At 36.1% G+C, this 19,065-nt stretch carries 25 protein-coding genes; 3 read left to right on the forward strand and 22 right to left on the reverse strand.

The annotated features are described in order from the left end of the window. Nucleotides 1-192, forward strand: a 192-nt coding sequence (locus tag NC797_RS14845) for a hypothetical protein (protein WP_272437596.1), incomplete at its 5' end; no start/stop codon positions are given. A 105-nt stretch (nucleotides 193-297) separates the two neighbouring features. Here NC797_RS14845 and NC797_RS14850 read toward each other — a convergent pair. The 5 genes from NC797_RS14850 to NC797_RS14870 form a co-directional block, all read right to left on the reverse strand. Beyond that, on the reverse strand, nucleotides 298-519 hold the full coding sequence (locus tag NC797_RS14850) for a YneF family protein (protein WP_272437597.1): 222 nt from the start codon (nucleotides 517-519) through the stop codon (nucleotides 298-300). A 45-nt stretch (nucleotides 520-564) separates the two neighbouring features. Continuing rightward, nucleotides 565-1,026 carry a sporulation inhibitor of replication protein SirA gene (sirA, locus tag NC797_RS14855; RefSeq protein WP_272437598.1) on the reverse strand — a complete coding sequence of 154 codons (462 nt, stop codon included), beginning with the start codon at nucleotides 1,024-1,026 and terminating at the stop codon, nucleotides 565-567. A gap of 153 nt (nucleotides 1,027-1,179) precedes the next feature. Continuing rightward, nucleotides 1,180-3,183, reverse strand: coding sequence for a transketolase (gene tkt / locus NC797_RS14860; protein ID WP_272437599.1), 2,004 nt, complete (start codon nucleotides 3,181-3,183; stop codon nucleotides 1,180-1,182). Between the two features lie 209 nt (nucleotides 3,184-3,392). Further along, on the reverse strand, nucleotides 3,393-3,629 hold the full coding sequence (locus tag NC797_RS14865; RefSeq protein WP_272437600.1) for a DUF896 domain-containing protein: 237 nt from the start codon (nucleotides 3,627-3,629) through the stop codon (nucleotides 3,393-3,395). Between the two features lie 156 nt (nucleotides 3,630-3,785). Next, nucleotides 3,786-4,445 (reverse strand): YneB family resolvase-like protein, encoded by a 660-nt coding sequence (locus NC797_RS14870; protein WP_272437601.1) that lies wholly within the window; start codon nucleotides 4,443-4,445, stop codon nucleotides 3,786-3,788. A gap of 289 nt (nucleotides 4,446-4,734) precedes the next feature. On the opposite strand from NC797_RS14870, the gene lexA reads away from it, so the two are divergent. Further along, nucleotides 4,735-5,358, forward strand: a complete 624-nt coding sequence (gene lexA, locus NC797_RS14875) for a transcriptional repressor LexA (protein WP_272437602.1) — start codon at nucleotides 4,735-4,737, stop codon at nucleotides 5,356-5,358. A 108-nt stretch (nucleotides 5,359-5,466) separates the two neighbouring features. Here the strand turns inward: lexA and glnA are convergent, their stop codons facing one another. The 15 genes from glnA to NC797_RS14950 form a co-directional block, all read right to left on the reverse strand. After that, the gene (gene glnA, locus NC797_RS14880; RefSeq protein ID WP_272437603.1) at nucleotides 5,467-6,804 is read right to left on the reverse strand and encodes a type I glutamate--ammonia ligase; all 1,338 of its coding nucleotides are present in this window, start codon (nucleotides 6,802-6,804) and stop codon (nucleotides 5,467-5,469) included. Nucleotides 6,805-6,823: 19 nt separating this feature from the next. Next, nucleotides 6,824-7,219 carry a MerR family transcriptional regulator gene (locus NC797_RS14885; protein ID WP_272437604.1) on the reverse strand — a complete coding sequence of 132 codons (396 nt, stop codon included), beginning with the start codon at nucleotides 7,217-7,219 and terminating at the stop codon, nucleotides 6,824-6,826. A 120-nt stretch (nucleotides 7,220-7,339) separates the two neighbouring features. Further along, a complete protein-coding gene (locus tag NC797_RS14890) occupies nucleotides 7,340-8,614 on the reverse strand; it encodes a methionine gamma-lyase family protein (protein ID WP_417168717.1) in 1,275 nt (424 codons plus the stop codon). Further along, on the reverse strand, nucleotides 8,589-9,863 hold the full coding sequence (gene hflX / locus NC797_RS14895) for a GTPase HflX (protein ID WP_272437606.1): 1,275 nt from the start codon (nucleotides 9,861-9,863) through the stop codon (nucleotides 8,589-8,591). Before hflX ends, NC797_RS14890 begins: the two co-directional genes overlap by 26 nt. A 125-nt stretch (nucleotides 9,864-9,988) precedes the next feature. Then, nucleotides 9,989-10,918, reverse strand: a complete 930-nt coding sequence (gene spoVK, locus NC797_RS14900) for a stage V sporulation protein K (RefSeq protein WP_272437607.1) — start codon at nucleotides 10,916-10,918, stop codon at nucleotides 9,989-9,991. A gap of 258 nt (nucleotides 10,919-11,176) precedes the next feature. After that, nucleotides 11,177-11,689 (reverse strand): hypothetical protein, encoded by a 513-nt coding sequence (locus NC797_RS14905; protein WP_272437608.1) that lies wholly within the window; start codon nucleotides 11,687-11,689, stop codon nucleotides 11,177-11,179. Between the two features lie 12 nt (nucleotides 11,690-11,701). Beyond that, nucleotides 11,702-12,358 (reverse strand): ABC transporter ATP-binding protein, encoded by a 657-nt coding sequence (locus NC797_RS14910; RefSeq protein WP_272437609.1) that lies wholly within the window; start codon nucleotides 12,356-12,358, stop codon nucleotides 11,702-11,704. Between the two features lie 13 nt (nucleotides 12,359-12,371). Next, nucleotides 12,372-13,184, reverse strand: a complete 813-nt coding sequence (locus NC797_RS14915) for a hypothetical protein (RefSeq protein WP_272437610.1) — start codon at nucleotides 13,182-13,184, stop codon at nucleotides 12,372-12,374. Then, nucleotides 13,181-13,981 carry a hypothetical protein gene (locus tag NC797_RS14920; protein ID WP_272437611.1) on the reverse strand — a complete coding sequence of 267 codons (801 nt, stop codon included), beginning with the start codon at nucleotides 13,979-13,981 and terminating at the stop codon, nucleotides 13,181-13,183. Before NC797_RS14920 ends, NC797_RS14915 begins: the two co-directional genes overlap by 4 nt. Beyond that, entirely contained in the window at nucleotides 13,968-14,744 is a 777-nt protein-coding gene (locus NC797_RS14925; RefSeq protein WP_272437612.1) for a hypothetical protein, read from the reverse strand. Before NC797_RS14925 ends, NC797_RS14920 begins: the two co-directional genes overlap by 14 nt. A 17-nt stretch (nucleotides 14,745-14,761) precedes the next feature. Then, nucleotides 14,762-15,535 carry a hypothetical protein gene (locus tag NC797_RS14930; protein WP_272437613.1) on the reverse strand — a complete coding sequence of 258 codons (774 nt, stop codon included), beginning with the start codon at nucleotides 15,533-15,535 and terminating at the stop codon, nucleotides 14,762-14,764. Further along, complete coding sequence (locus tag NC797_RS14935) at nucleotides 15,528-16,484, reverse strand: hypothetical protein (RefSeq protein WP_272437614.1); 957 nt, start codon at nucleotides 16,482-16,484, stop codon at nucleotides 15,528-15,530. The genes NC797_RS14930 and NC797_RS14935 overlap by 8 nt, the downstream gene beginning before the upstream one ends. 335 nt (nucleotides 16,485-16,819) lie before the next feature. After that, nucleotides 16,820-17,011, reverse strand: a complete 192-nt coding sequence (locus NC797_RS14940) for a hypothetical protein (protein ID WP_272437615.1) — start codon at nucleotides 17,009-17,011, stop codon at nucleotides 16,820-16,822. A 107-nt stretch (nucleotides 17,012-17,118) separates the two neighbouring features. After that, on the reverse strand, nucleotides 17,119-17,532 hold the full coding sequence (locus NC797_RS14945) for a hypothetical protein (RefSeq protein WP_272437616.1): 414 nt from the start codon (nucleotides 17,530-17,532) through the stop codon (nucleotides 17,119-17,121). A 52-nt stretch (nucleotides 17,533-17,584) separates the two neighbouring features. Further along, nucleotides 17,585-18,058, reverse strand: coding sequence for a GNAT family N-acetyltransferase (locus NC797_RS14950; protein ID WP_272437617.1), 474 nt, complete (start codon nucleotides 18,056-18,058; stop codon nucleotides 17,585-17,587). On the opposite strand from NC797_RS14950, the gene NC797_RS18460 reads away from it, so the two are divergent. Further along, complete coding sequence (locus NC797_RS18460; RefSeq protein WP_417168718.1) at nucleotides 18,033-18,092, forward strand: hypothetical protein; 60 nt, start codon at nucleotides 18,033-18,035, stop codon at nucleotides 18,090-18,092. The genes NC797_RS14950 and NC797_RS18460 overlap by 26 nt on opposite strands. 138 nt (nucleotides 18,093-18,230) lie before the next feature. Here NC797_RS18460 and NC797_RS14955 read toward each other — a convergent pair whose 3' ends face one another. Together NC797_RS14955 and NC797_RS14960 are read right to left on the reverse strand one after the other, a co-directional pair. Beyond that, entirely contained in the window at nucleotides 18,231-18,593 is a 363-nt protein-coding gene (locus tag NC797_RS14955) for a nuclear transport factor 2 family protein (protein WP_272437618.1), read from the reverse strand. Between the two features lie 21 nt (nucleotides 18,594-18,614). After that, complete coding sequence (locus NC797_RS14960) at nucleotides 18,615-19,016, reverse strand: thiol-disulfide oxidoreductase DCC family protein (protein WP_272437619.1); 402 nt, start codon at nucleotides 19,014-19,016, stop codon at nucleotides 18,615-18,617. Nucleotides 19,017-19,065 lie beyond the last annotated feature (49 nt).

The following is a 19,065-nucleotide window of genomic DNA, read 5'->3' on the forward strand; positions in this document are numbered from 1 at the left end:
ATACCATATTTAGAAGAAAGAAAAAGCCTTTGGGCTATCGCCCAACCGAAATTCATCTCCCCCTTACCGTTGGGCTACGCCCTTTACACGCTTGAAGAGGGAGACTTCTTTCGGAAGTACGTTAAAACAGCCTCAAATAACATAAAAAACCACTCCTTTCTGCTTTATTTCAACAGAAAAAGTGGTTCTTGAGAAAAATTTTCCAATCATACGTTAAAATGACTAGGAAAATTAAGTAAACAAGGTTTTACAAAGAGATAAAATTTATAGAAATACGATAAACCTTGTCCCAATTTTTTACTTCGTTTGTTGGTTATTCATCGCTCGCATCATTTGATTGATTTTCTTCTGTGATGGTTTTTGTCCCATCTGCATCATCATGGTACGGAGCATTTGTTCATTAATTGGTGGATTCTTTTTTAAGTAATTCATCATGTACTTTCTTGCGATGAAGAACCCTAACGCAACACCAGCAATTAGAGCCAGAACAGCAATTAGTACTACCCAAATCGTGCCCATGTCAAGCCTTCCTCCTTCATGTTGTCTCTCATACAGTATAGTAAATCAACGAGTAGAATACAATAGTTCCTTATCTAATATATCTTTTCTTTTCTTTAACGGTGAAATCCAGCCATAATTGTGTACTCCTTGTTCAATGACAAAGAAACAAGAATCAAATGTTCGTAATGGCTGAAATACTACACTCTCCGCATCTTGAATATGCTGACAACGTATTTGAACTTGCTTTCTATGTATATCCATTGTAACCATCAGTTGATCGTTTCCATTTAAAATTATTTGATTTCCTTCTACTTGGATATCTAAAAATGGAGTGTAATAACTTTTAATATGATTTACTAATTGAATATAAGGTATATCCTGCGCAACAAATTGAAATTGAGAAGATAATATGGGATTGTGCGTTTCTTTATGATAGCTTGCAATAAAACGAAATAGGATCTCAGAACGGAAAAAATAACGATTACAGAATTCTTTTCTAATCCAATAAATTGTATACTCTCTCATGGCTTGTCCCTCCTATTGAGGAACATTATAAACTAAAAAATCTGAAATTACTGTCAAACCACGTCGGAGATACAAACGTATTTTGTCGAAAAGCTTGTACAAATTGAAAAACCCTTGACAGAAGAAGTGTAGTCAAGGGTTTTTTACACCGAACTACTTACTAAATAACGCTTCTACATGTTTTACAACCTGATCTACGGTGAATCCATACTCCTCAATCACCTTCGTGCCATTAGCAGAAGCACCGAATGTATCGATTCCCATTATAGTTCCTTCATCCCCAACATATCTTTCCCATCCAAATGGTGACGCCATTTCAATTGCAACCCGGCGTTTTACAGATGATGGTAAAACTTGCTCTTTGTATGCTGTATCTTGTTCCTTAAATCGATCCCATGAAGGCATACTAACAACACTTACATCATGGCCCTTTTTCTTTAGCTCTCCTTGTGCTTTAACAGCTAACTGTACTTCGGAGCCAGTTGCAAGTAAGAGTGCATCTGGTGTTTCTTTCGAAGCTGGACTTAGCACGTATGCACCTTTTTTAACACCTTCATATGCCTGTTGCTTTGTTCCTTCAAGTGTTGGTAACCCTTGCCTTGTTAGTACAAGTGCAGTTGGAATGTTGTTAGATTCAAGTGCCAAGCGCCATGCAGCTTGTGTTTCATTACCATCTGCAGGACGAATAACAGATAGATTAGGCATTGCTCTTAAAGAAGGAAGTTGTTCTATTGGCTCGTGGGTTGGACCATCTTCCCCAACAGCAATAGAGTCATGGGTTAGTACATAAGTGACTGGTACTCCCATTAAGGCTGATAACCGAACTGCCGGGCGTAAGTAATCACTAAATACAAAGAATGTCCCACCAAATACTTTTAGACCACCATGCAAAGCCATCCCATTAAGCGCAGCTGCCATCGCAAATTCTCTTACGCCAAACCAAATATTTCTACCGGAATAATTATTGCTAGAGAAGTCTCCACCATCTTTAATGGTCGTTTTATTCGAACCAGCAAGGTCTGCACTACCACCAAAGAAATAAGGAACAGTTTGTGCTATTGCATTTAATACATCACCTGAAGCAGCCCTTGTAGCTGGCTTGTCTTTTCCAGGTTCATATACAGGTAAGTCTTGGTCCCAGTTTTGAGGTAATTCTCCGTTTATTGCTTGTTGTAATTCAGTCGCCAACTCTGGGTACTTTTCTTTATATGCATCGAAAAGCTTATTCCATTTATCTTCCGTTTCTTGACCTTGTTTTTGAATCTTTTCTTCAAAATCTTGATACACTTCTGCTGGGACGTGGAAATCGTCATGCTCCCAATCATAATATGATTTTGTTAACTTCACTTCATCTGCACCTAGTGGAGCACCATGTGATGCCGAAGACGCTGATTTGTTTGGCGATCCATACCCAATTACCGTTTTCACTTCAATAAGTGTTGGCTGATCGTTAGTAGCTTTAGCTTGCTCAATCGCACGGTGAATTTCTTCTACATTGTTTCCATCCTCCACACGAATGACTTGCCAGCCATATGCTTTAAAACGTTCCTCTACATTTTCAGAAAAAGATAGGTTTAGTTCCCCATCCAACGAAATATCATTAGAATCATATAATGCAATTAATTTACCCAATTTTAAATGACCTGCAAGTGAAGCCATTTCATGAGAAATTCCTTCCATCAAATCGCCATCACTACAGATTGTATACGTATAGTGGTCAATTACTTGAAATGAATCACGATTATATTTTGCCGACAAATGCTTTTCAGCCATAGCCATACCTACTGACATGGCAATTCCTTGTCCAAGTGGTCCTGTAGTTGCTTCAACACCGTCAGTATGGTGAACTTCCGGGTGTCCAGGTGTTTTTGAACCCCATTGACGGAAATTTTTAATGTCTTCTATTGTTACATTATAGCCTGCAAGGTGTAACAGACTATATAATAACATTGATCCATGTCCTGCTGAGAGAACAAAGCGATCTCGATTAAACCATTTTGCGTTGTTGGGATTATGGTTCATATGTCCAGTCCATAATGTGTATGCCATTGGAGCAGCGCCCATAGGCAAACCAGGATGACCTGAATTTGCATTTTCAACCGCATCAATGGACAACGTACGAATTGTGTTAATTGACTTTTGCTCAGTTTGTCCCATTTTTCCAAACCCCTTTCTTATGAAAACTCATTTATGTACCATGTATTATCCTATACCTAAACGCGGATTGAGACAAGTAGTTATTAAGACAAAAGTCAACAAAAAACGAATAAATCTTATTAAAAACTATTTCTGTTGGTAATCAAACTTGTTTCAACATCATTCTTTTATTTTGTAGTCGATCAATATAGTAAGCAATGTTGTCAGATTTAATGCTTTCGTTTCTCACGAGCTTGCATTTCTTTTAATTTCTTTGGTGTTACATCATTGCCATTAGGATCAACAACCGTCATTCCTTTAAATTGGTTTTTGAATGATTTACGTACGTTCTTTAAGTATTCTTCACGAAGACCCTTTTGTTCATTTTTTTCGGCGTCACTTAATCTTTCCGTTTTCGATTTATTTGCAAGTTCATTAATTCGTTGAATCTTTTCTTTTGAAAGCATTTTAGAACCCCTTTTCATAGTAAAGAAACTCGACGAATGCCGAGTCTATTAAGGCGACAGCAAGCCATCATCCCACAAGAATAACCTAAAGACCTTTGCACTTATTATTAATAAAGCAAGGATAGAGTATACCTGCTTCAATCTCATCTTTACATTTTAACGTTTCGATTCGTTTGATTCAACTAATGAAAACTCCTGGTATCGTCGATGTACAGTTGCTTTAGAAACATTATAACCAAGTCCCCGTAGTGTAATCGCAATTTCATCAAAGCTAAGCTTATTACGTCGAAGCCTTACCACTTCTTCGATAGGGAACTTTATTCGTTCTCTTCCTTGAGCATTTTGTTGATTTGAAAGATTTTTCTCTGGATTAAATCCTTTATCAATCGCTTTTCTCATACCGCGTTTAATTTTTAAATTATGAATTTTTCGTTGATATTCCTCCACAAGACCTACTATTTGTAGCACCATCGTATCAGATTCAGATAACTGCAATTCTCCTTGATGAGAAACAGAAAACACTGGTACATTCATTTTGTTCAATTGATGAAACAGGGCTATCTTTGTGTTACCCCGCCCTAGCCTTGTTTCATCTTGAATTAATAGACAATCAGCTTTCTTGTTGGTAAATAGATCTAGCATTTCAAAAATGCCTTCTCTATCAAAATCGTATCCACTTTCTTTTTCTTCAATTATTTTTAATACGGTGAAATTTTTATCAGCTGCTAACTTTACAAGTTCTTCTTTCTGCCTAGATAATGAAGTAGTCTGTTGTTCTTTTTGCGTGCTAACTCTACAATAAATAATTGCTTTCATTATAAGGGTCCTTCCTTTTATTCATTTTTCAACTTTTATCCACTGGTGACCATTGAAAAGTACATAAATCCTAATGTTAATACAAATGAAATAAGATAAAAGACATCTACCTTTGAAGTTTTTCTTTCCATATATATCCCTCCTGTCAAGAACTTTTGTTCGCTTCATCTACTATCTATTATATAGAAACATAAGTTCTTGTCAAATGTTTTTTCGAACGAATGTTTGTGTATGCTTTATTTGTGTGCTATACTATTTATATTAAATCTATGTTGGAGGGGTTGAATATATGAATAAACTATCTGTTAGGCAGCAAGCGATATTGGATTATATTAAAAGTCAAGTACTAGAAAAGGGATATCCACCATCCGTACGTGAAATTGGAAATGCAGTAGGTCTCGCTTCTAGTTCCACGGTTCACGGACATCTATCTCGTCTAGAAAAAAAGGGGTACATTAGAAGAGATCCGACAAAACCGAGAGCTATTGAAGTATTACATTTAGAAGACGATAGCACTATTCCAAAAGGGGAAGCTACTTTTGCTCCAGTGATCGGAAAAGTAACGGCTGGAATCCCTATTACAGCAGTTGAGAATATTGAAGAATATGTTCCACTCCCAAACACAATCGGAGCTCCTGATGACAACTTATTTGTTCTCGTAATAGATGGAGAAAGTATGATTGAGGCTGGCATTTTAGACGGTGACATGATCATCGTAAAGCAGCAACAAACTGCAAATAACGGAGAAATTGTAGTTGCGATGACAGAAGATAATGAAGCAACAGTAAAACGTTTTTTTAAAGAAAATAACCATATTCGTCTACAACCTGAGAATACAACAATGGATCCTATTATTCTTGACAGTGTTTCTATTTTGGGTAAAGTTGTGGGATTGTATCGTGCCATCCATTAAAACAATTCGAATTTTTAACGATCAAAAAGGCTGTATCGCAATTGACACAGCCTTTTTTCAAAAAAGCATAAAAACCTCTCAACGCTTATGCGCCAAGAGGTTTTACGATTAATACGTAGATAAATACTGTTCACGTTCCCAAGGGTGTACTTGTGTACGGAACATGTCCCATTCGATTTCCTTTGCTTCGATAAAATGTTCAAACAAGTGCTCTCCTAATGCTTCCACAATAGTATCATCTTTTTTTAGATACTCTAATGCTGCAAATAAGGTTGCCGGCAAGTCCTGAACACCATTCTTTTCTCGTTCTTCTTTATTCATAACATAAATATTACGGTTAACTGGTGTTGGTGCTTCAAATTTATTTTTCACACCATCTAACCCTGCAGCTAACATTACAGACATTGCTAAGTATGGGTTTGCAGCTGGGTCTACACTACGGACTTCAATCCTTGTACTTAAGCCTCTTGAAGACGGTACTCGGATAAGTGGGCTTCTGTTTTTTCCAGACCACGCTACATAGCAAGGTGCTTCATATCCAGGTACTAGTCTCTTATAAGAGTTTACTGTTGGGTTCGTTACAGCTGTAAAGCTCATTGCGTGCTTAATAATACCCGATAGGAATTGATAAGCCGTTTCACTCAATTCTAATTCTCCATTCTTATCGTAAAATGCATTTTCGCCATTCTTAAACAATGACATATTTGAATGCATTCCTGATCCATTCACACCAAACAACGGCTTTGGCATAAAGGTCGCATGGAGATTATGTTTGCGCGCAATTGTTTTAACAGCAAGTTTGAATGTTTGAATGTCATCACAATGCTTTAATGCATCCGAATATTTAAAGTCAATTTCGTGTTGTCCTGGAGCAACCTCATGGTGTGAAGCTTCAATTTCAAAACCCATTTCTTCTAGCTCTAAAACAATATCACGACGACAATTTTCACCAAGGTCAGTTGGAGCCAAATCAAAATAACCACCTTTGTCATTTAACTCCATCGAAGGCTCCCCTCTTTCGTCGAGCTTAAAGAGGAAAAATTCTGGTTCGGTACCAATATTGAAAGCCGTGAATCCTAGTTCTTCCATTTTTTTAAGGTTTCGCTTTAAGTTATATCTAGGGCAACCTTCAAAAGGAGTACCATCTGGATTATAGATATCACAAATGAATCGTGCTACTTTTCCTTTTTCAGATGTCCACGGGAATACAACAAATGTATCAAGGTCTGGATACAACTTCATATCAGATTCTTCAATTCTTACAAATCCTTCGATTGATGAACCGTCAAACATCATTTCGTTATCAAACGCTTTTTCAAGCTGACCTAAAGGAATTTCTACATTTTTTATGGTCCCTAGCAAATCTGTGAATTGCAGTCGGATAAAACGTACATTTTCCTCTTTGATCTGTTTTAAAATTTCTTCTTTCGTTAATTTCGCTCCCATTCCTTACTCCTCCTATTTTTTAATGAAAGAATCGTGATAATTCTCCCTGGCGTAACGATGCTTTTCCTAGGCGGCCGCTTTCAAACAATTCTTGATGAAGCATGGTCCTGAGCTCCTTATCAGATAGGTCATCAGCTTTATTCTGAGACAAGGCTTCTTGGTTGGGCTCGTATTGCTTCATCGATAAAACTTGCTTAATACCCGCCAAGTTAATTCCTTTTTCAATTAGCTCTCTTATTTCTAAAAGTCTATCTACATCATTGAAGGAAAATAATCTTTGGTTGCCAGTTGTTCTAGCAGGTTGTATGAGATGATGTTCTTCGTAATAACGAATCTGTCTCGCAGTTAACTCTGTTAGTGATTTGACAATACCAATTGAAAATAAGGGTAATGAACGTCTATCCATATCACTCAATTTCCTAACCCCTTTCCTTCTTGTTTATAGTTCTATTATACAGAGGGAAATTAAATTGTCAACACATGTGAGGTTTATTAACATCATTTTTAGACAAAAATTAAAGCAGTAGACACTACTCTACTGCTCTGTTTCATCCGTATTATTTGTAAGAGGAACCAGACCTTGTTCCTGCAATCTTTGTAAGGCAGCGATCATCGCAATTTTAACATGGGCGTACGTTAATCCTCCCTGAACAAATACGGTATAAGGCGGTCGGATTGGCCCATCGGCGGTTAGCTCTATGCTTGCACCTTGTACAAATGTTCCTGCAGCCATTATTACTTCACTTTCATATCCTGGCATTGACGAGGGGTGTGGCTTCACATAGGAATTCACTGGTGATGCCTCTTGTATTGCCTGGCAAAATGCAATCATTTGTTCACTAGTTGCAAAATTGACAGACTGTATAAGATCTGTCCGCCTCTCGTCTGGAGCGGGTGAAGTTTGGAAACCTAACTCTTTTAATAGCTTTGAAGATAAAATCGCACCTTTAAGTGCTTGCCCAACTATGTGTGGCGCAAGAAAGAGCCCTTGAAACATCTCCTGGAGTAATCCTAGATTAGCACCTGTTTCTTTTCCGAGTCCTGGTGCAGTGAGACGGTTAGCGCATTGTCGAATATAGTCCTTTTTGCCAACGATATAACCGCCCGCTCGTGTAATTCCACCTCCAGGATTTTTGATCAACGAACCCGCTATCAAATCTGCACCTATGTTAAGGGGTTCATCTTTTTCTACAAATTCCCCGTAGCAATTATCAACAAAAACGATAAGATTAGGATCGATATTTTTCACAAAACGAACCATCTCTTTCATCTGCTCGATCGTAAAAGACGGACGATTCGCATACCCTTTAGATCGTTGAATACCGATTATTTTGGTGTTCTTAGATATATTTTTTCGTATTTGATCCCAGTTAACAGTTCCTGCATCTGTTAAAGGGATTGCATCAAAGCCAATATGAAAATCTTTAAGTGAACCATTATCTCTATTATCTCCACCACGGCACCCGATAACTTCCTCTAACGTGTCATATGGCTTACCAGTAATGTAGAGGAGTTCATCTCCAGGTCTTAAAATCCCAAACAAAGCTGTCGTGATCGCGTGTGTTCCAGATACAATTTGTGGACGAACAAGTGCATCCTCTCCTCCAAAAACTGTTGCATATACTTGTTCCAACACGTCCCTGCCGAAGTCGTCGTACCCATAACCTGTTGTAGGATTAAAATGACTATCGCTTACTTTATGAGTCTGAAATGCACGTAATACTTTTTGTTGATTTTCCTCCACTATGTGATCAACATGTTTAAAATGTTTTTCTAATTCTTGTTCAACTTTCGCCGCTAATTGTTCCATCATTGTCGGAAGATACCTGCACTTTCATTGAATATTTTAATGGATGATCAGGGGCAATTTTACCTCTTACTTTATATGTTTCTTCTGCATCATCAAAAATTTGTTCCAAAATAACAGTTTGTCTTTTTAACCGTTCTAATAATTTTCCGTTTGAAGCTGGGACAATTTGCTCGTATTCCTCCCAACTAGCAGTTATCACTTCTTCTATTTCCGTCAACACCCGCTTACGATCTTCACTATTTAACGCACTGATCGTAATGGAAGGGTGAAAGCTAGGAAAAAAAGTTTCTGTTAACAAATCTTTTTTGTTATAAACTGTAAGCATAGGTAGTTTTTCAGCGCCTAGCTCATTTAACAGCCGTGTAACAGTTTGTTGATGTTGCATTTGATCAGGGTGGGAGGCGTCGACCATGTGTAAAATAAAATCTGCTTCCGTCACTTCTTCTAGAGTAGAGCGAAAAGCTGCAACTAATGATGTCGGAAGGTCTTCAATAAATCCGACCGTATCCGTTAGCAAAACTCTAAACCCTGACGGAAGGATAATTTGTCTTGTCATTGGATCAAGTGTTGCAAACAATTGATTTTCCTCAAGTGATTCGCTTTTTGTTAAACGGTTAAAAATGGTAGACTTACCTGCATTTGTATACCCTACAATTGCCACCTGAAATGCTTTGTTTTCTTTTCTACGTTTACGATATTGTGCTCGTTGATTTACAACAGCTTCAAGCTTATGTTTGATATCATCGATTCTTCGTTGAATATGTCTACGATCTGTTTCCAACTTTGTTTCACCAGGACCACGCGTACCTATTCCTGCACCTAAACGAGACAAAGCTAGTCCTTGTCCATAAAGCCTTGGTAACAAATATTTGTACTGCGCTAACTCAACCTGCAGTTTCCCCTCTTTTGTGTGGGCTCTTTGAGCAAATATGTCAAGAATTAATTGGTTTCGATCTAGTACACGTACGCCTATCTTATCGACTAAGTTTTTCTGCTGACCAGGTGAAAGTCCATCATTTGATATCACTAAATCAATTTCCATTTCATCTACTAACGCATGAATCTCCTGCACTTTTCCCTCTCCTAAATACAAAGCAGGGTGGATCCGATCACGTTTTTGGGTAACAACCTTTACTACAGTGCCCTCTGCCGTTTCTGTTAATGCTTTTAATTCATCTAAGGACGAATAAAACCGCTCTTCCTCTTGATTTCCATGTTGGACTGCAACGAGTAATGCTTTTTCCTGCATAGGCCGATAACCTCTTTTCTTTTCTTGGATTCATCATATCAAACAATAATTTTAAATTGAAATTTAAAACCCCCTTGAACGATAGGATCAAGGGGTTAGGTTATCATATTTGAACAACCTGTAGCTTAGTCTACCAAGGTAAGGTCATTTTTAGTAATCAATGTTAAATCTTTTGTCGTGTATTGCTGCCTTTGCATTAAGCGAACTGCATGTTTACGAATGGACTTTTCTATCGAGTTTCGAATAAAGCGTGCATTGGAAAAATGACTAGGATAACTTTGCTTCTTTCGTGTCAAATAGTCTCGTAGTTTTGATTCGGCTTCTTCTGTTAATTGATATTCGCGTTCCATCATCATTTGATTTGCGATTTTTAATAACTGATCAACAGAGTAATCATCGAAGTCAAGTGTAATCGGAAACCGTGATTTCAACCCAGGATTTAATGACAAAAATCGTTCCATCTCATTTGGATATCCAGCTAGGATAAGGATGAAGTCATTACTCCGATCCTCCATCTGTTTCACCAATGTATCGATTGCTTCTTTTCCAAAGTCTTTTTCTCCACCCCGAGCAAGCGAGTATGCTTCATCAATAAACAACACGCCACCAATTGCTTTTTCAACCAGATCCCTTGTTTTTTGGGCGGTGTGTCCAATGTATTCTCCTACAAGGTCAGCACGTTCCGCTTCAATGAAATGTCCTTTTGATAAGACATTCATGTCGTAAAATAAATTTGCCAGCTTTCGTGCAACTGTTGTTTTGCCTGTTCCAGGATTTCCTTTGAACAACATGTGCAGCACTTGCTTCTGGCATTTTAAACCAACTTGCTCACGCTTTTGATTAATGTGTATATTTGCGTATATTTCTTTGATTGTTTCTTTAAGGTTATGCATACCGATAAAGGAAGAAAACTCTTGCTCAATACTCTTAAAGGGATCTTCTTGTTTTTCCTTAAAATACTCATTTTTTTCTACGATTACATTTTCTCGGTCATGTAAAACAATATTAATTTGGCCATTTTTATTTTTGTTGAGTGTTACTTGTGAATCCACCACGTCACCACCCCTTACACAACACATTATACGAAAAAGAGGCCATATATGTGACATATGCCTATAGTTTTGTTTTTTGAAAAGGATCCTGTTGTCTGGTTGGATCATTTTTAAATTTAATACAGCAAGAACATACATTACTCTGAAGTTGGATGTGTCCGCATGTTTTGTTACAGATCACTAAAATGAAAAACAGAAAAGCTATGTACCTTGGTATCTTAATTTCATCATTTCTCAAGTGATAAATCGTACCCTGAACCATTATAGTTGAATTACAATTCCGTACCTTTTTCCTGTTTGATATTTATCCATGACTTGTTCTCCATATAAATCCTGGGGGATGTATAATTTCGCTTCTTTACCATTATATTTTGGTTTGACTTGATAGGTTAGCTTTATGTTGGTTGTTGTTTTTGGAGGTAAATTTTTCAATTCATATATATCAAAATCCCCATCTCTTGTTTGGTAAAAATCCAATCCGTAAGCAAGCTTGGTTTCAATAATTCTACTAATTGCGATACTTTTATCTGAAGTATTCTGGACTTCCATCTCTATCGTAAGAGGAATTGTTTTAGAATCATCTTCTTCAATTGCACCATAACGAAAGTCAATAACTTTATAAGTTGCATTATCAAAGAGAACATTATCCAAAACTTGATATGTTTTTATGTCATACTCTTTAGCGATCCCGTCGTTAACGTAATAAACCCTTACACCCCAGCTAATCATAACAACGATAACTACCGATAGTACGATGATTGATTTTTTATTCATTGTCCAACCCCTTCACAAATTGTAATGGTCTACAATTTTGCCGTTTTCCATCATAAAAATTTCATCCGAAAGATAATCAAGCTCCTCTTTATCATGGCTAGCAATGAGAATGCACTTGTTCTGCGCCTTCAAATCAAGTAACAACTTTTTGAATTCCTCCACACCATCTGAATCCAATGCATTGGTTGGTTCGTCCAAAATGATCAATTCTGGTTTTTCCATGATGGCCTGCGCAATTCCTAGACGTTGTTTCATTCCAAGCGAATATTTCCGATATTTTCGTTTATCATTAGGATCCAGTCCGACCAAACGAATCGATTCACTTATGCGGTTATCGTCAATCACATCATTAAGGTTTGCAAGCATTTTTAAATTTTTAAACCCAGTATAACCATTTAAAAAGCCTGGATATTCAATTAATACACCAACGCTCGGCGGAAAAGACCCTTCTTTTCCCAAAGTAATTCCTCCAATTGAAATTGTCCCTTTCGTTGACAGAATAAGACCACATAATGCCCTGAACAGCATCGTCTTACCAGAACCATTTTTTCCTCTAAAACCATAAATAAAGCCTTTTTGTAATGATAAATTGATATCATCCAAAATCAGCTCATTTTTTATTTCTTTCGATACATGGTCAGCTTTTAAATAAACATCATGTTCAGTCATTTTCCCTCTCCTCCTATAGAATGTCCTTTTTTCTAGAGACAATGAACGTTACAATTGAAACTAAAAAGTATAACACAACAGAATACATGATTGAAAAACGCAATGTAAGATAATGTTCATAATCAAAGATGGCTTGCTTTAAAATCATGGAATGAATGGCAGGGAGCCATTTTAGATCCGAAAACGTAGAGACACCACTCAGGATAATGACACCAAAGTATGTTATTACTGGTGAAATAAATTGGATACCAAGTAGCAAGATGCTAGATAATACAATACTTGTCATGATATATCCCAACAATATCCGCGCGATGAATTGTACAGGAGTGATTTGGATATCCATTTGTGATGCAATAGCGTTTTCAAAATAGGGGGACGATCCAACCGAAAAATCACCTATTGTCATGCTCGAAACAATATAAATAACAGCAAATATCACAATATATAGGACTATATTTTGAACCACTATCCAACACATTTTGGAAAAAATATATCGCCCTCTCGAACGGCACCTCAGTAACAAATAGGTACGATTATTGTCAAGATCCTGAAATAAGAAATCACCGATCAGAAACAGAACTAAGAATTGGATAAAAACCCAATTGAACGGTACTTGATAATCGGAAAGTTGATAAATATAGCCATTATCCTTTAGCAAAGAATAAAATATCCCCACACTATTACTACCATATGAATCTAGCTGTATACTGGTCATAAGTGATAAAATAGCAACGATGCTAAACAAGAAGACATACTTATATTTACCATTGGATATGCTGTATGCCATGTCTCTTGAAAACAGCTTATAAATCGAATATTTCATCATGAAAGAAAGTCCTTCCTTTCATATAACCATCCTGTGATAGCATATAACACCAATGAAACAATAAGTAAATAAATAGAGTTATAGATAGTAACTATCGGATCTAACCAGTTATTTATTGATAAAGTCGCCCTCCAGGTGAATATTGGAATAAAGGCACCTGTCTGATCTAGCCCGGCTAGTCCAATTAAAATAATCATAATAAGGGCGCCACTCTTAATAAATTGTTTCAGAAAAAGGGCAAAAAAAGAAATCATTAAAAACCCTAAGAACTTAGTAATAAATAGGCTAAATACAATTTTATAGGTTGTAACATTTGCGACTAATGACTGGAATTCTTCCCGATCATTTAATAGTTTTCCAATTGTTCCAGAAGGGTGTACCCATGTATTATCCATCCCGACAAACAGTCCACCAACAAGGAAAGAAATAGTCAGAATAAGAAAAGTAAGAATGAAGGACAAACAGACTACAGATGTGACATGGCTATGCCAGGCGCGAAAACGTGAACCAAAGGTAATCACATATAATGCGCCTTCGTGCTTTTCTATTAATTGGGTAATTATGGTTACAATGATCGGTATTGCTACAATATAAAACATATGATGATTGGTACTGCCAAGCGCGCCACCTACATCAGCAATCAAATCAAAAATACCTCTATCCGACCAGGCGCCATTTCTAGCAATCAACATCAAAGACGGTAAGACAACAAAACAATACACAATTATAGCTAACCAAATTTTCTTGAACGTAAATAGCTCTTTAATTGAAATACGGATTATTTTATACGGTTTCATTTTTATCACCCAAAACGTAGTACCAGATAAAACTTCCGATAAGTCCTACAAACAAATAAATGAAAAGTTCCCAACTCGCTCCAACAATCCCTAAAAATAAAACTGTAATAGAATGTTGCCCCATCGTACTAGTCAAAACATCTATTCCCATCACGACTAGAAAAGGAAAAATTAGGACGATGTACCGATTTTTCACGATAGTGGAAAGCGCGAGGCCTAATGACGCAAGCACGCCACCTAGCAAAAATAATAGAGTAACTCTTACAATCACATAAAGTAAAGGATAATTGTAAAACAAATCAGGCCAAAAGGAAATTCTAGAAACTGGATTCATGCCAAAATAAAAGTTATTCTCGATCAATGGATAGGCTGCCATTTCACCCAAAAAATTTATAACAAGTGGAAAAACCGCTACAAATCCGCCTACACAAAAGTTAACTGTATAGCGAATGAGTAGATATTTTTTCTTTTCCACTTTGGTTAAAATGTTTTTGATTAACCCTGTATTAACATCTTCAGCGTAAGTATCTGAGTAGGCTAAAGACGCAAGAAGAGGGAAAACCAATGAGTAAATATAATATGTGCTTCCTACAAAAAACATCCAACTGATATAAGGATTTCTGGGATAAAAAACATAATAATCATCTGTAACACCGCGCGGCCAGGTGTTGATAACAGGAATTAATGCAAGAGCAAAACCAGCAACAATGATTAACCAAAAAATTGGTCTCGTAACAATTCGGTTGAATTCCATTCTAAGCATTAATCTCATCCTATCTATTAATCATAAAATTCCTTTTTATCATAGTTTCTCAAGCAAATTAAATAAACTATAACGATTCCAAATATAAAATATACGATATTAAACATCTGATCTTCTGGTGATATCCAAGTTTCCAAATTTATTCGAGTTTTTCCTAAAAACAAACTATATCGTCCTGAAAAAAATGCATCTGTACCAAATAAGATCAATGCGACAAAAAACACATATATGTTTTTCTTTAGAATTAGCTTTAAAAATATCACACAAGTCGCAATAAATAAGGTAGCCAGAAATCTTGAACTGATAATATATGCCCAAACTTTAACACTCGTAACACTAGGAATATATAATGGAAAATACGCCTTGTTATCTAATAAGAAATAAATTGTTCCTTCCTTTGTTCCCCACAGATTATCAATATTTCCTGTAAGAATAAAAGAAGCTATAATACCGCCCAAAACCATTACCAGGGTGAAAAAGGCACTTGTAAGGATTGAAAAAATAAAATGGCTGTAAAATAGTTTTCTTTTGTGCTTTAACCTGAGCACAATCATATCTTTTTCCAATTGATCAATCATTAAAGGAAGGACGAGTGCGATTACCGGGAGAACACCCAGTACTAACGGCATTATACTAGCACTACCTCCGCCCCGATTATTGGAAACGTAATCAAATAAAGAATTACTGACCCCATTTGCAGCGCCACTTAAAATACTTACAATAATGACTGCCATGAAATAAACAACAGATAAAACAAACAGTTTATTGGAAGCAAATTTAAATTCAATCATTGCTCGTTTCTACCCCACCAGGTTTTTTCTCATAATTTTCAATACCACTTAAGTTAAACTCCTTATTAGATACCTCTTTATCACCAGAAACATCCAACTGAAAAACGTCGTCAGAAACGCCTTGATTAATCTTAATCTCCTTTGCCTTGAGATATAGAATGACTTCATTATCCTGACCATAACACTTTAAAGCTAATAAAGCACCCGTATCTTTAGAAACCACCATTGTAAAGGGGCCAGCTAAGTCTTCGGATTTTTTTTCGGATAGTTCTCCTTCAATTTGATAAACAGGCATACCATATTTTTCATCAACTTTATAATTCCAATCTGAATAATTATTGTATACAAGCGTGTACCATTCACTATTCGTAATCACACTGTTAAATAAACCTATATAACGCTGTTGGTTATCAGTTGTGACAGGTTCTTTAGTAAAAATGTTTGTTTTCGGCTTTTGACGAATGGCATTGCTATCCTTTAATAAGAGATTAATTGTTTCAGTAACCTTGCCATCTTGCAACCGTTCGTATTTGGCTCGATTTTTTTTCTTAACAAAGTCTACATAAAATTGCACTTGTTGAATATCACCAATATTAGGGCTACCGTATTCATATTCACCTTGGGCATTATCAATATAGTCCCAAGCATAGTACATTTTTTTTGCGATGTTAAATTTGTCAGGATATTTTTTCGCGAGTTCTTCTTCCGCTTTTTCCCTAAATGGAAATTTTTCTGGTTTTGTTTTATCTTTGTGTTTCGCACTATCTATTTCAGGTTTCTCATTCGTTTCACTGGAACTATCAGCATCTTTGATAAGTTCCTTATTACCTTGTGCTTCATAATCATCTTCGTTTACCATCATATCTTTAAGTTCAGGGTAAAATTTAATTCCTACTAATAGTAGAGCTAACAAAGTAACCAAAAAAATGGGAAGCAACTTCTTTAACATCGACTACTCCTCCAAAAACTTAATTAATTATTAAACAAAAGATGGATAGTTTTGTACTGTCCATCTTTTGTTTAACTACTAAATGGAATCTGGACTCCAAACGCCTGATCCATAGAATCCGTTTGGATCTGGACCTCTCTCTCCTTTAATACGTACTTTTACATTAACGCCGTCATCTTCATAATCTATTTTTTGTAACCGTTTACAAACATAAGACTATCATACTATTTAAAACTCTGCAACCAATCATTAGTGATTGTTCCTGTATTTGTAAAACACCTTATAAAACCAACATATTCATTTTGGGTTTTTGAATGATCTGGTATTTTTTAATATTAACGACGTTTCCTGTGAAAATTGGATAAAAAAATCATTGCTAAGCCTAAAGCCAAAAATGAAATAGCTGCCCATTTATTTGGCGTTATCGGTGAATATTCAACCATACCTGTTATTGGACTTGCTCCAAACATAAACAATAGGAAGCCTAACCAAAAAATTATTTTACCAGCCTTTGTATGCTTTATCATTTAAATCTCCTTTATTTTTTTGGAGTCGAACTACTTCCTTTTGTATAGGAAAATACATCGCAATTATCCTAAATTTCAGAACTCCGATATATCATAGTTCCCCCTTGTTATCCTTCAATTAGTCCGATATAAGGTACCTTCTTGCCTTTTATAATAGCTACTAGGACTGCACCTTGCTTTTCTTTCGGTTCATAAATTTCTGTTCCGACTGGCAGTTTTGTTGCCATGTCAGCTTTAAAATCACTTCCACTATATTCCTTTCTAATTTCTTTTACCCGATTACCTAATGTAAGGTTAAACTCTTCCGCCCGGTCTTTGGCATTTGTATAAACGATTTCTTTATATTGAAATATGTCTGCGTCAGAATTATCTTCCAGAATTTCTTCTGGTGTTGGATTGCCGATTTCTGATAGTGAATCGTCTGAAGTGTTTGCATTATCCTTTGTACATCCTGATAGTATGAAGAGAACAATGATTACACACAAAACGAACCTACCTAACTGTGTTTTTCCAAATAGCAACGGATCAGCACCTCCTTCATTAACCAGAAAGTTTCATTAACGCTTCACATTACTAATTACTACAACAATACCCCTTCATTCTAATTACTTTTCCATCCAATTCTAAACCGACTTCTTGCATGCCATTTTTCTTATAAAAATTAATTGCGCGGGTATTAGAAGGGGATACTCTTAGGTGATATTCATTCACATTATGATCATAAAAATACCGCATAGCATATTGATAAATTTCATCGCCTTTACATTGTCCTCTTTGTTCTGGAATGAGATAATACAGATGAATATAACCGATCATTTTTCCTTTATATTCTTTGATAGATAGTTCAAGCTGTCCAACGATTTGATCGTTTTCTACTACCATGACATACCCTTCTGGAAATTGGACTGACTTTTCCTCAATCCATGAAACATATTGATTTTCATCAAAATCCGAAGCATCTCCAAAACTTATTTTAAATGCATCTTTGCGAAATTGGAGCATTTCATCCCTATGTTCCATACTGTCCAATTTTTTAAAGGTTAACATAGACATCAGACCTCCTAATGTTGAACATTTATAGATCAGTTGTTTTGTTGCTTATTCTTATTAACCAAATAAACCTTACCGTTATTTGGAATAAGTTTCCGTATTTATTTTTTTAAAAAAGGAACTACTCTATATTTTAAAGAATAGTTACCTCGTGAAATGACTTCGTTCATCATAACTTTAACTTGGTTAAGGTTCCTTGATGAAAAAACATTTGCCATCTGTTATTTCTAAACTTCCAAATGGAGCTGCGCAATGTATGATGTTCTCGTGTTTTATCCTCCACACGATATGTTGTTAATACAACATCAGTTGCTAAAGGTTTTATATCAAAATCATAAAGATTCATTTCACAAACACTAATCCCACTTTCACCTACGAAATCCTTTTTATACCAAACGTTTCCAGAACTCCCGAATTCAAAAAAATCGTCTGAAAGTAATCTTTCTAGTTCTATTGGGTCTGTACGAACCTCAGGTTTGAGCAATCTTTCCTCAAGAAGGTATAAATGTTCTTTTAACGCTTGTTCATCCAATTTTTATTCACCTCTCAATACCTACTCTATGAATCTATTTTTGTTCTCTGGAGTAGGGATCATGCAATGATCCCTACTCCCAAACCATTTATAACGATTTTTTGCAACAATAGTATAGATGGAGTCTCTTAATGGCCTTGGGATCAACCGAAGTACAACGAGCAACTTCCACAACCCTTTTAGGTTTCTACACACTTCAAGTGCTGCACTAGATTTGGAGTACCACTTTCCGTGTTCAATTAAAATAAATGTATCCGTATTTTCTGGTATGCCGTATTCATTTATCATTCTCTTTCCTGCTTCACTTTGCAACGAAGCGAATACAAAATGTTGCTTGGGATCTCTTTTTAAAATAAATTGAATACTCCCGTTGCACAGGTTACACATTCCATCAAACAAAATAATATTGGACTTGGAGATCATGAAAAATCACCCTAATCTCAAAATTTCGGTAAACATAGCATTTCTGTCC

The sequence above is a fragment of the Terrihalobacillus insolitus genome (genome assembly GCF_028416575.1).
In the GTDB taxonomy this organism is placed as follows: Bacteria; Bacillota; Bacilli; order Bacillales; family Amphibacillaceae; genus Terrihalobacillus; species Terrihalobacillus insolitus.

Excerpts from the sequence above, each read along its gene's own strand:
- NC797_RS14850 (WP_272437597.1), bottom strand. The coding sequence starts at position 519 with ATGGGCACGATTTGGGTAGTACTAATTGCTGTTCTGGCTCTAATTGCT.
- sirA (WP_272437598.1), bottom strand. The coding sequence starts at position 1,026 with ATGAGAGAGTATACAATTTATTGGATTAGAAAAGAATTCTGTAATCGT.
- tkt (WP_272437599.1), bottom strand. The coding sequence starts at position 3,183 with ATGGGACAAACTGAGCAAAAGTCAATTAACACAATTCGTACGTTGTCC.
- NC797_RS14865 (WP_272437600.1), bottom strand. The coding sequence starts at position 3,629 with ATGCTTTCAAAAGAAAAGATTCAACGAATTAATGAACTTGCAAATAAA.
- NC797_RS14870 (WP_272437601.1), bottom strand. The coding sequence starts at position 4,445 with ATGAAAGCAATTATTTATTGTAGAGTTAGCACGCAAAAAGAACAACAG.
- lexA (WP_272437602.1), top strand. The coding sequence starts at position 4,735 with ATGAATAAACTATCTGTTAGGCAGCAAGCGATATTGGATTATATTAAA.
- glnA (WP_272437603.1), bottom strand. The coding sequence starts at position 6,804 with ATGGGAGCGAAATTAACGAAAGAAGAAATTTTAAAACAGATCAAAGAG.
- NC797_RS14890 (WP_417168717.1), bottom strand. The coding sequence starts at position 8,614 with ATGGAACAATTAGCGGCGAAAGTTGAACAAGAATTAGAAAAACATTTT.
- hflX (WP_272437606.1), bottom strand. The coding sequence starts at position 9,863 with ATGCAGGAAAAAGCATTACTCGTTGCAGTCCAACATGGAAATCAAGAG.
- NC797_RS14905 (WP_272437608.1), bottom strand. The coding sequence starts at position 11,689 with ATGAATAAAAAATCAATCATCGTACTATCGGTAGTTATCGTTGTTATG.
- NC797_RS14910 (WP_272437609.1), bottom strand. The coding sequence starts at position 12,358 with ATGACTGAACATGATGTTTATTTAAAAGCTGACCATGTATCGAAAGAA.
- NC797_RS14915 (WP_272437610.1), bottom strand. The coding sequence starts at position 13,184 with ATGATGAAATATTCGATTTATAAGCTGTTTTCAAGAGACATGGCATAC.
- NC797_RS14920 (WP_272437611.1), bottom strand. The coding sequence starts at position 13,981 with ATGAAACCGTATAAAATAATCCGTATTTCAATTAAAGAGCTATTTACG.
- NC797_RS14925 (WP_272437612.1), bottom strand. The coding sequence starts at position 14,744 with ATGCTTAGAATGGAATTCAACCGAATTGTTACGAGACCAATTTTTTGG.
- NC797_RS14930 (WP_272437613.1), bottom strand. The coding sequence starts at position 15,535 with ATGATTGAATTTAAATTTGCTTCCAATAAACTGTTTGTTTTATCTGTT.
- NC797_RS14935 (WP_272437614.1), bottom strand. The coding sequence starts at position 16,484 with ATGTTAAAGAAGTTGCTTCCCATTTTTTTGGTTACTTTGTTAGCTCTA.
- NC797_RS14940 (WP_272437615.1), bottom strand. The coding sequence starts at position 17,011 with ATGATAAAGCATACAAAGGCTGGTAAAATAATTTTTTGGTTAGGCTTC.
- NC797_RS14950 (WP_272437617.1), bottom strand. The coding sequence starts at position 18,058 with ATGTTAACCTTTAAAAAATTGGACAGTATGGAACATAGGGATGAAATG.
- NC797_RS14960 (WP_272437619.1), bottom strand. The coding sequence starts at position 19,016 with ATGATCTCCAAGTCCAATATTATTTTGTTTGATGGAATGTGTAACCTG.